Origin of the sequence: Saccharomonospora iraqiensis subsp. iraqiensis, assembly GCF_000430445.1 — a bacterium.
In the GTDB taxonomy this organism is placed as follows: Bacteria; Actinomycetota; Actinomycetes; order Mycobacteriales; family Pseudonocardiaceae; genus Saccharomonospora; species Saccharomonospora iraqiensis.
On the sequence record NZ_KE387104.1, the window covers coordinates 33,769 to 43,840 of the forward strand.

5 protein-coding genes and 3 rRNA genes are annotated in these 10,072 nt (G+C 65.8%); 7 read left to right on the plus strand and 1 reads right to left on the minus strand.

Annotated elements, in window-relative coordinates; genetic code table 11:
* A partial coding sequence (locus ACTIR_RS27230) for an LppX_LprAFG lipoprotein (protein ID WP_034240332.1) occupies positions 1-323 on the minus strand: 323 nt, incomplete at its 3' end.
* Between the two features lie 149 nt (positions 324-472).
* On the opposite strand from ACTIR_RS27230, the gene glnA reads away from it, so the two are divergent.
* From glnA to ACTIR_RS23610, 7 genes are all read left to right on the plus strand, one after another.
* Positions 473-1,816, plus strand: coding sequence for a type I glutamate--ammonia ligase (glnA, locus tag ACTIR_RS0115100; protein WP_007025653.1), 1,344 nt, complete (start codon positions 473-475; stop codon positions 1,814-1,816).
* Between the two features lie 433 nt (positions 1,817-2,249).
* Positions 2,250-3,774 (plus strand): 16S ribosomal RNA (locus ACTIR_RS0115105).
* A 19-nt stretch (positions 3,775-3,793) separates the two neighbouring features.
* Entirely contained in the window at positions 3,794-3,925 is a 132-nt protein-coding gene (locus tag ACTIR_RS27715; protein WP_267879492.1) for a hypothetical protein, read from the plus strand.
* Positions 3,926-4,024: 99 nt separating this feature from the next.
* Positions 4,025-7,148: ribosomal RNA gene (locus tag ACTIR_RS0115110) — 23S ribosomal RNA — on the plus strand.
* Positions 7,149-7,224: 76 nt separating this feature from the next.
* A 5S ribosomal RNA gene (gene rrf, locus ACTIR_RS0115115) occupies positions 7,225-7,341 on the plus strand.
* Together the 16S, 23S and 5S rRNA genes form the textbook arrangement of a ribosomal RNA operon.
* A gap of 84 nt (positions 7,342-7,425) precedes the next feature.
* Positions 7,426-8,178 carry a type 1 glutamine amidotransferase gene (locus ACTIR_RS0115120; protein WP_026454911.1) on the plus strand — a complete coding sequence of 251 codons (753 nt, stop codon included), beginning with the start codon at positions 7,426-7,428 and terminating at the stop codon, positions 8,176-8,178.
* 21 nt (positions 8,179-8,199) lie between these two features.
* Positions 8,200-10,072: bifunctional [glutamine synthetase] adenylyltransferase/[glutamine synthetase]-adenylyl-L-tyrosine phosphorylase (locus ACTIR_RS23610; RefSeq protein WP_084789540.1), on the plus strand; the 1,873-nt coding region annotated here is incomplete at its 3' end.

Genomic DNA, 10,072 nt, shown 5'->3' on the forward strand with positions numbered 1-10,072 from the left:
AGCCGCAGCTCGGCACCGTCGAGCACGAAGTCGTACCGGTGGCGCTCGGTCCCCCTCTGCACGTCCGCCTCGCCGCGCGCGAACCCGTGCGGGCCCCCGTCGCGGGTCGCCACGCCCTCCACCGTCCGGACCGGCAGCCCGGGCAGCGCCCCGCTCACGTGGAACTCGAAACGGACGCCACGCACGTCGGCCAGCGCCCGGGTCGCGGTGTCGACCAGTTCGCGTCCGTCCGGGAGCGGGCCGGTCGTGTCCGGCGACGCGGCACACCCGCCCACGACGGTCAGCGCGGCGACGAGGACGACCGCGAGGCGACGGATCGGCATGGCGCCCACGGTATCGGGCGGGCCGCCGCCGCCCCGGTCAGGTGGACGGACGGTGCCGACGGGCACGAGCCTGCCGGGGGTCGACCGCACGGGGGAGGTCCGGCCGCCCCCGAAACACCGAGTTAACGTCTCGCGCCTAGAGTCGCGGCATGGATCGCCAGCAGGAGTTCGTGCTGCGCACGCTGGAGGAACGCGACATCCGCTTCGTGCGGCTCTGGTTCACCGACGTGCTCGGGTATCTCAAATCGGTGGCCGTGGCACCCGCCGAACTGGAAGGCGCCTTCAGCGAGGGCATCGGCTTCGACGGGTCCGCCATCGAGGGGTTCGCCCGGGTCTACGAGTCGGACATGGTCGCGAAGCCGGACCCGTCCACCTTCCAGGTCCTGCCGTGGGAGACCCCGGACGGCGACCGGTACTCGGCGCGGATGTTCTGCGACATCGCCATGCCGGACGGCTCACCGTCGTGGGCCGATCCCCGGCACGTGTTGCGCCGCCAGCTCTCCCGGGCGGCCGAGGCCGGGTTCACCTGCTACGTCCATCCCGAGATCGAGTTCTTCCTGCTGGCGACCCTGCCGGAGGACGGCAGCGAGCCCGAACCGGCGGACAACGGGGGGTACTTCGACCAGGCGAGCCACGCCACCGCCACGCACTTCCGCCGCAACGCCATCGAGGCGCTGGAGGAGATGGGCATCTCCGTGGAGTTCTCCCACCACGAGGGCGCCCCGGGCCAGCAGGAGATCGACCTGCGCTACGCGGACGCGTTGACCATGGCCGACAACGTCATGACGTTCCGGTACGTGGTCAAGGAGGTCGCGCTGATGCAGGGCGTCCGCGCCACCTTCATGCCCAAACCGTTCACCGGCCAGCCCGGGTCGGGAATGCACACGCACGTGTCGCTGTTCGAGGGGGACCAGAACGCCTTCTACAGCCCGGAGGACCCGTACGAGCTCTCGGACACCGGGAAGGCGTTCGTGGCCGGGCTGCTGCGGCACGCCCGCGAGCTCTCCGCGGTCACGAACCAGTGGGTCAACTCGTACAAGCGGCTGATCCGGGGCGGGGAGGCGCCGACCGCGGTGTCCTGGGGGCACGCCAACCGTTCCGCGCTGGTCCGGGTGCCGATGTACTCACCGGGCAAGGCGTCGTCCCGGCGGGTCGAACTGCGCAGTCTCGACTCGGCGTGCAACCCGTACCTGGCCTACTCGGTCATCCTCGCCGCGGGGCTCAAGGGGATCGAGCAGGGTTACGAGCTGCCGCCCGCGGCCGAGGACAACATCTGGGACCTGTCCGACTCGGAGCGCAAGGCGGCGGGGTACGCGGAGCTGCCGCAGAACCTGGGCGAGGCGCTCGTCGAGATGGAACGGTCGGAGCTGTTGCCGGAGGCGCTCGGCGAGCACGTGTACGACTTCTTCCTCCGGAACAAGCGGGTGGAGTGGGACAGCTACCGCAGCGCGGTCACCCCCTACGAACTCCGGACCCTGCTGCCGGTGCTCTGACCCCGTGGGCCGGCGCAGGGGGGGCGACGCCGGGAAACCCGCTCCGACCTGCGGGTTCACCGGAAAGGGGACCCCCCTGCACAGCGGGGTCGGGCGGGTGTGTAATCTTCTTCTTGTCGCCAGGGACGGCCGGGGCGAACGGGAGAGACCCACAGAGGTTGCTTCCGGGAGTCAGGTCGGGTACCGTTGCTGGTCGGCCCTCTCCACGAGAGCGGGCCACCCCCCTTGAAAGAGCCTTCCGGGGTTGTTGTTAGGGTGGGTGTCGCTCGGAGGGAAAAACCGAGAAGCATCTTTGTGGTGTTGTTTGAGAACTCAACAGTGCGCTAGTGATTGTCAGCTAGTAGAGCTTTGATGCCTCACCTGTTTTGGTGGGTGGGGTTTGCCCCTTTTTTGTGGGTTTCTTTGAGACATTGGGTCTCGGATCGAATATTCATTGTTGGAGAGTTTGATCCTGGCTCAGGACGAACGCTGGCGGCGTGCTTAACACATGCAAGTCGAACGCTGAAGCCGCCTTCGGGTGGTGGATGAGTGGCGAACGGGTGAGTAACACGTGGGCAATCTGCCCTGTACTCTGGGATAAGCCCTGGAAACGGGGTCTAATACCGGATAGGACATCGCCTCGCATGGGGTGGTGTGGAAAGCTTCGGCGGTACGGGATGAGCCCGCGGCCTATCAGCTTGTTGGTGGGGTGATGGCCTACCAAGGCGACGACGGGTAGCCGGCCTGAGAGGGTGACCGGCCACACTGGGACTGAGACACGGCCCAGACTCCTACGGGAGGCAGCAGTGGGGAATATTGCACAATGGGCGGAAGCCTGATGCAGCGACGCCGCGTGAGGGATGACGGCCTTCGGGTTGTAAACCTCTTTCGCCCGGGACGAAGCGTAAAAGTGACGGTACCGGGAGAAGAAGCACCGGCTAACTACGTGCCAGCAGCCGCGGTAATACGTAGGGTGCGAGCGTTGTCCGGAATTATTGGGCGTAAAGAGCTCGTAGGCGGTGTGTCACGTCTGCCGTGAAAACCTGCGGCTTAACCGTGGGCGTGCGGTGGATACGGGCATCACTTGAGTTCGGCAGGGGAGACTGGAATTCCTGGTGTAGCGGTGGAATGCGCAGATATCAGGAGGAACACCGGTGGCGAAGGCGGGTCTCTGGGCCGATACTGACGCTGAGGAGCGAAAGCGTGGGGAGCGAACAGGATTAGATACCCTGGTAGTCCACGCCGTAAACGTTGGGCGCTAGGTGTGGGACGCTGTTCACGTGTCCCGTGCCGTAGCTAACGCATTAAGCGCCCCGCCTGGGGAGTACGGCCGCAAGGCTAAAACTCAAAGGAATTGACGGGGGCCCGCACAAGCGGCGGAGCATGTGGATTAATTCGATGCAACGCGAAGAACCTTACCTGGGCTTGACATGCACCGGATCGCCTCAGAGATGGGGTTTCCCTTGTGGCTGGTGCACAGGTGGTGCATGGCTGTCGTCAGCTCGTGTCGTGAGATGTTGGGTTAAGTCCCGCAACGAGCGCAACCCTTGTCCCATGTTGCCAGCGGGTTATGCCGGGGACTCGTGGGAGACTGCCGGGGTCAACTCGGAGGAAGGTGGGGATGACGTCAAGTCATCATGCCCCTTATGTCCAGGGCTTCACACATGCTACAATGGCCGGTACAGAGGGTGGCGAGACCGTGAGGTGGAGCGAATCCCTTAAAGCCGGTCTCAGTTCGGATCGTAGTCTGCAACTCGACTGCGTGAAGTCGGAGTCGCTAGTAATCGCAGATCAGCAACGCTGCGGTGAATACGTTCCCGGGCCTTGTACACACCGCCCGTCACGTCATGAAAGTCGGTAACACCCGAAGCCCACGGCCCAACCGTTCGCGGGGGGAGTGGTCGAAGGTGGGACTGGCGATTGGGACGAAGTCGTAACAAGGTAGCCGTACCGGAAGGTGCGGCTGGATCACCTCCTTTCTAAGGAGCCTTCGGCTCGTTGGAGTCTATTGTGAACCTCTACTGGTGGTGCTGGTGTCCGGTTCCTGCCGTGGTGGCAAGGGGGATGCTGGTGCCCGTCGGCCCGGTGGCCGGCCCCGTGTTGCGGGGTGGGGACGCCGGGTGGGTGTGATGGTTGCTGGTGCACTGTTGGGTGTCTGAGGCAGCACCGTGGGGTGTGTGTCTTGGGTGTGGTGTTTGAGAATTGCAGAGTGGGTGCGAGCATCTTTGTGGTCAAGTTGTGTAGGGCACATGGTGGATGTCTGGGCATCAGGGGCCGATGAAGGACGTGGGAGGCTGCGATAAGCCTCGGGGAGCTGTCAACCGAGCTGTGATCCGAGGATGTCCGAATGGGGAAACCCGGCACCCGTGATGGGGTGTCACCCGCACCTGAATGTATAGGGTGTGTGGAGGGAACGCGGGGAAGTGAAACATCTCAGTACCCGTAGGAAGAGAAAACAACCGTGATTCCGTGAGTAGTGGCGAGCGAAAGCGGAGGAGGCTAAACCGTGCACATGGTGAGAATGGTCAGGTGTTGTGTGTGCGGTGTTGTGGGGTGTCCGTGTCCGGGGTCTGACCGCCCCGGGGGCGTGGTGTGTGGCTAGCGGAACACGTTGGGATGCGTGGCCGGAGTGGGTGAGAGTCCCGTACGCGAAAGCTGCATTGCTGTGTCTGGCGGATGTTCCCGAGTAGCAGTGGGTCCGTGGAGTCTGCTGTGAATCGGCCGGGACCACCCGGTAAGCCTAAATACTTCCTGGTGACCGATAGTGCACGAGTACCGTGAGGGAAAGATGAAAAGTACCCCGGGAGGGGAGTGAAAGAGTACCTGAAACCGTGTGCCTGCAAGCCGTCAGAGCCTTCGGGTGATGGCGTGCCTTTTGAAGAATGAGCCTGCGAGTTAGTGCTGCGTGGCGAGGTTAACCCGTGGTGGGGGAGCCGGAGCGAAAGCGAGTCTGAAGAGGGCGTGTGAGTCGCGTGGTCTAGACCCGAAGCGGAGTGATCTACCCATGGCCAGGGTGAAGCCCGGGTAAGACCGGGTGGAGGCCCGAACCCACCAGGGTTGAAAACCTGGGGGATGAGCTGTGGGTAGGGGTGAAAGGCCAATCAAACTCCGTGATAGCTGGTTCTCCCCGAAATGCATTTAGGTGCAGCGTCGTGTGTTTCCCGCCTGGGGTAGAGCTACTGGATGGCCGAGGGGGCTTACCGGCTTACCGAAGTCAACCAAACTCCGAATACGGGTGGGTGAGAGCGCGGCAGTGAGACGGCGGGGGACAAGCTCCGTCCGTCGAGAGGGAAACAGCCCAGAACACCAGCTAAGGCCCCTAAGTGTGTGCTCAGTGGGAAAGGATGTGGAGTCGCAGAGACAACCAGGAGGTTGGCTTAGAAGCAGCCATCCTTGAAAGAGTGCGTAATAGCTCACTGGTCAAGTGGTTCTGCGCCGATAATGTAGCGGGGCTCAAGCACACCGCCGAAGCTGTGTCACTCACACAGTCGATCCGCACTGCTCCTTCGGGGGTGGTGTGCAGTCGTGTGGGTGGGTAGGGGAGCGTCCCGCATCCGGGGAAGCGGCGAGGTGACTCAGTCGTGGAGGGTGTGGGAGTGAGAATGCAGGCATGAGTAGCGAAAGCGCAGTGAGAATCTGCGCCGCCGGATGACCAAGGGTTCCTGGGCCAGGTTGTTCCGCCCAGGGTAAGTCGGGACCTAAGGCGAGGCCGACAGGCGTAGTCGATGGACAACGGGTTGATATTCCCGTACCCGCGTGTGCGCGTCCCTGGTGAGGCAGGTGAGACTAACCACCCACCCGCCGGCGTGGTCTCTTCGGAGGCCCGGTGGTGGGGTGCGTGGGACCTGATCCTGTAGTAGCCAAGCGAGGGGGTGACGCAGGAAGGTAGCCCCGCCAGTCAGTGGTAACACTGGTGTAAGCGTGTGGCCCGGCCGGTAGGCAAATCCGCCGGCCAACAGGGTGAGGCGCGAGGCATAGCCGTTGAGGCGAAGCAGGGTGATCCTCCACTGCCGAGAAAAGCCTCTAGCGAGTGCGCATGCGGCCCGTACCCCAAACCGACACAGGTGGTCAGGTAGAGAATACCGAGGCGAGCGGGTGAACTGTGGTTAAGGAATTCGGCAAATTGCCCCCGTAACTTCGGGAGAAGGGGGGCCACGGCACCTGAAGCCCCGCGCGGGCTAGGGTGTTGCGGCCGCAGAGACCAGCGGAAAGCGACTGTTTACTAAAAACACAGGTCCATGCGAAGACGTAAGTCGAGGTATATGGACTGACGCCTGCCCGGTGCTGGAACGTTAAGAGGACCCGTTAACCCCCTTGTGGGGTGAAGCGGAGAATTTAAGCGCCAGTAAACGGCGGTGGTAACTATAACCATCCTAAGGTAGCGAAATTCCTTGTCGGGTAAGTTCCGACCTGCACGAATGGCGTAACGACTTTCCGGCTGTCTCAACCACAGCCCCGGCGAAATTGCACTACGAGTAAAGATGCTCGTTTCGCGCGGCAGGACGGAAAGACCCCGGGACCTTTACTACAGCTTGGTATTGGTTTTCGGTTCGGCTTGTGTAGGATAGGTGGGAGACTGGGATGTGGCCACGCCAGTGGTCGCGGAGTCGTTGTTGAAATACCACTCTGGCCGGATTGGGAACCTGAACCTCGGACCGTGACCCGGTTCAGGGACAGTGCCTGGTGGGTAGTTTAACTGGGGCGGTTGCCTCCTAAAAGGTAACGGAGGCGCCCAAAGGTTCCCTCAGCCTGGTTGGCAATCAGGTGTCGAGTGTAAGTGCACAAGGGAGCTTGACTGTGAGACCGACGGGTCGAGCAGGTGCGAAAGCAGGGACTAGTGATCCGGCACTTCCTGGTGGAAGGGGTGTCGCTCAACGGATAAAAGGTACCCCGGGGATAACAGGCTGATCTTGCCCAAGAGTCCATATCGACGGCATGGTTTGGCACCTCGATGTCGGCTCGTCGCATCCTGGGGCCGGAGTAGGTCCCAAGGGTTGGGCTGTTCGCCCATTAAAGCGGCACGCGAGCTGGGTTTAGAACGTCGTGAGACAGTTCGGTCCCTATCCGCCGCGCGCGTTGGAGACCTGCGGAAGGCTGTCCCTAGTACGAGAGGACCGGGACGGACGAACCTCTGGTGTGCCAGTTGTCCCGCCAGGGGCACGGCTGGTTGGCCACGTTCGGAAAGGATAACCGCTGAAGGCATCTAAGCGGGAAGCCCGTTCCCAGATGAGGTCTCCCACCACCTTCGAGTGGGTAAGGCCCCCTACAGAACATGGGGTTGATAGGCCAGACATGGACGCACAGCAATGTGTTCTCGAGTGGACTGGTACTAATCGGCCGAGGGCTTGACCACAAACATGCTACGCACCCACTCTGCAACTCTGAAACACCACGCCCGGGCACGCCTGCGGGGTTGTTTCGGAGGGTTGTTCGGTGGCTATAGCGGTGGGGACACGCCCGGTCCCATTCCGAACCCGGAAGCTAAGACCACCAGCGCCGATGGTACTGCACCCGCCCGGGTGTGGGAGAGTAGGACACCGCCGAACACTTAACCGACAGGAGAGGACCGATCCGCACAGGATCGGTCCTCTCCTTTTTTTGTGCCCGGGGTGAGGTCGTAGGGTGGGACCGTGAGCTCTCCCCGGATTCTCGTCGTCCAGCCGGACCCCACCGTGCCGATCGGCTCGCTCGACGCGTGGCTGACGGAGCAGGGGGCGACGCTGGACACCCGCCGGCCGCCGGACGACGACCTCCCCGAGAACCTGGCGGGCTGGGACGGCCTGCTGGTCCTCGGCGGAACGATGCGGGCCGGGGACGCGCCCGGACACCCGTGGCTGTCGTCGGTCCGCGGCCTGCTGAGCGCCGCGGTGGCCGGGGACGTCCCCACGCTCGGGATCTGCCTGGGCGCGCAGCTGCTCGCGGTGACCGCGGGTGGTCGCGTGGGCGCCGACCCGAAGGGGCCGGACGTCGGACCGGCCCTGGTGTCGAAGAAGGACGCCGCCTGGGTCGACCCGCTGTTCTCCGAGCTGCCGCTCATGCAGGACGTGCTCCAGTTCCGCGAGGACACGATAGAGCAGCTGCCCTCCGGGGCCGAACTGCTCGCGTCGTCACCCCGGGCGACGAACCAGGCCTACCGCCTGCGGCGCCGCGTGTACGGGATCCAGTTCCACATCGAGACCACACCGGAGGTGGTGTCGCGGTGGGCGGGCGACGCGCCGGAGAAGGCGGCGACGGCGCGGCCGGGTGCGCTCGACGAGGACCCTCTCGCGCAGGTGCATGCCGACATCGCGGAGACCTGGCGGCCCTTCGCGCACCGGTTCGCCGATCTCGCGGCCTCCCGCATCGACCCGGTCGAACCGCGCTACACGCTTCCGATGGCATGACCGGAATCCGGGTGGGCGGCGATGAGTGAGGGGATCCGGCCGGCCGTGTCGGCGGCCCGGTACGGGTTCGCCGACGACCGGGCCGAGGAACGGCTCCGTGCCGCCGGGTGGTGGGGTGCCGGCGGACCCCCCGCCGGGGCGGCGCCCGTCCTGACCGCGTTCTCCCGCACCCCGGACCCGGACACGGCGCTGATCGTGCTGGACCGGATCCGCACCGCCGACGACGCCGGCTGGGACGAACTGGCCGCGGCGCTCGCGGACGACCCGGTGCTGCGCGGACGGCTGCTCGCGATCGCGGGGGCCTCGACGGCGCTGAGCGATCTGCTCGTGACCGAGCCGGGTCTGTGGCGCGCACTGGCCGGTGAGGACCTCACCGCCCCCGAGGCGTACGACCGGGTGCTGGCCGACGCCGTCGCCGACGGGCAGGACGGTGCCCCGGCCACCGGATCGGCCGCCGAGCAGGCCCTGCGCCGCGCGTACCGGGCGATCGTGCTGGAGATCGCCGCCGCGGACCTCGGCCACCTCGTCGAGCCCACGCTGGAACGCCTCGACCTGGCCCGGATCACGGAGCGGCTGACCGCACTCGCCGAGGCGTCGGTGCGGACCGGTCTGCGCGTCGCCGAGCACGAGGTCGGCACCCCGGCCGACGGCACCGTCGCGGTCATCGCGATGGGCAAGTGCGGCGGACGCGAACTGAACTACGTCAGCGACGTCGACGTGGTCTTCGTGGGTGGCGACGACGTCGCGGTCGCGACCCGGCTGGCGACCACGATGATGCGGGTCGTCGGTCAGGCCTGTTTCGAGGTCGACGCCGGGCTCCGGCCGGAGGGCCGCACCGGCGCACTGGTCCGTTCGCTCGACGGGCACGAGACGTACTACCGGAAATGGGCCCGCACGTGGGAGTTCCAGGCCCTGCTCAAGGCACGCCCGATCGCCGGTGACGGCGAGCTGGGCCGCCGCTACGCCGAACTGGTCGCCCCGATGGTGTGGTCGGCGGCCGAACGGGACAACTTCGTCGAGGACGTGCGGCACATGCGCCGCCGGGTGGAGAAGCACGTGCCCGCCGAGATCGCCGAACGGGAGCTGAAACTCGGCCGGGGCGGCCTCCGGGACGTCGAGTTCGCGGTGCAACTGCTGCAACTCGTCCACGGGCGCGCCGATCCGGAGCTGCGGTCCGCCTCCACCACCGAGGCGCTGGAGGCGCTGGGGGCCGGCGGGTACGTCGGCCGGGCCGACGCCGCCGAGCTGCGTGCCTCGTACGAGTTCCTGCGCGTCCTCGAACACCGGCTCCAGCTCCGGGGGCTGCGCCGCACCCACCTGTTCCCCGATCCCGGCGCCGTGGAACAGCTGCGGTGGCTGGCGAAGGCGTCGGGCATCGCACCCACCCGGGGCCGGACGGTCGACGAGATCCTGCTCGCCGAGTTCCGCAGGCACGTCCAACGCATCCGCCGTCTGCACGAGAAACTCTTCTACCGGCCGTTGCTCGGCGCCGTCGCCCGGGTACCGACCGCGGCCCTGCGGCTGTCCACGACACAGGCCCAGAGCCGGCTCGCGGCGCTGGGTTACCTCGCCCCGGAGGGCGCGCTGCGCCATATCGAGGCGCTCACCTCCGGGGTCTCCCGCCGCGCGTCGATCCAGCAGACGTTGTTGCCGGTGCTGCTCGACCTGCTCGCGGACACGCCCGACCCGGACGGCGGCCTGCTCGCCTACCGGCGGGTGTCCGAGGCGCTGGCGGAGACGCCGTGGTACCTGCGGGTGCTGCGGGACGAGGCCGCGGTCGTGGAGAGCCTGGCCACCCTGCTGGGGACGTCCCGGCTGGTGCCGGACCTGCTCGTGCGCGCCCCGGAGGTGCTGCAGCTGCTGGGCGAGCCGCAGCGGCTCGCGGGGCGGGATC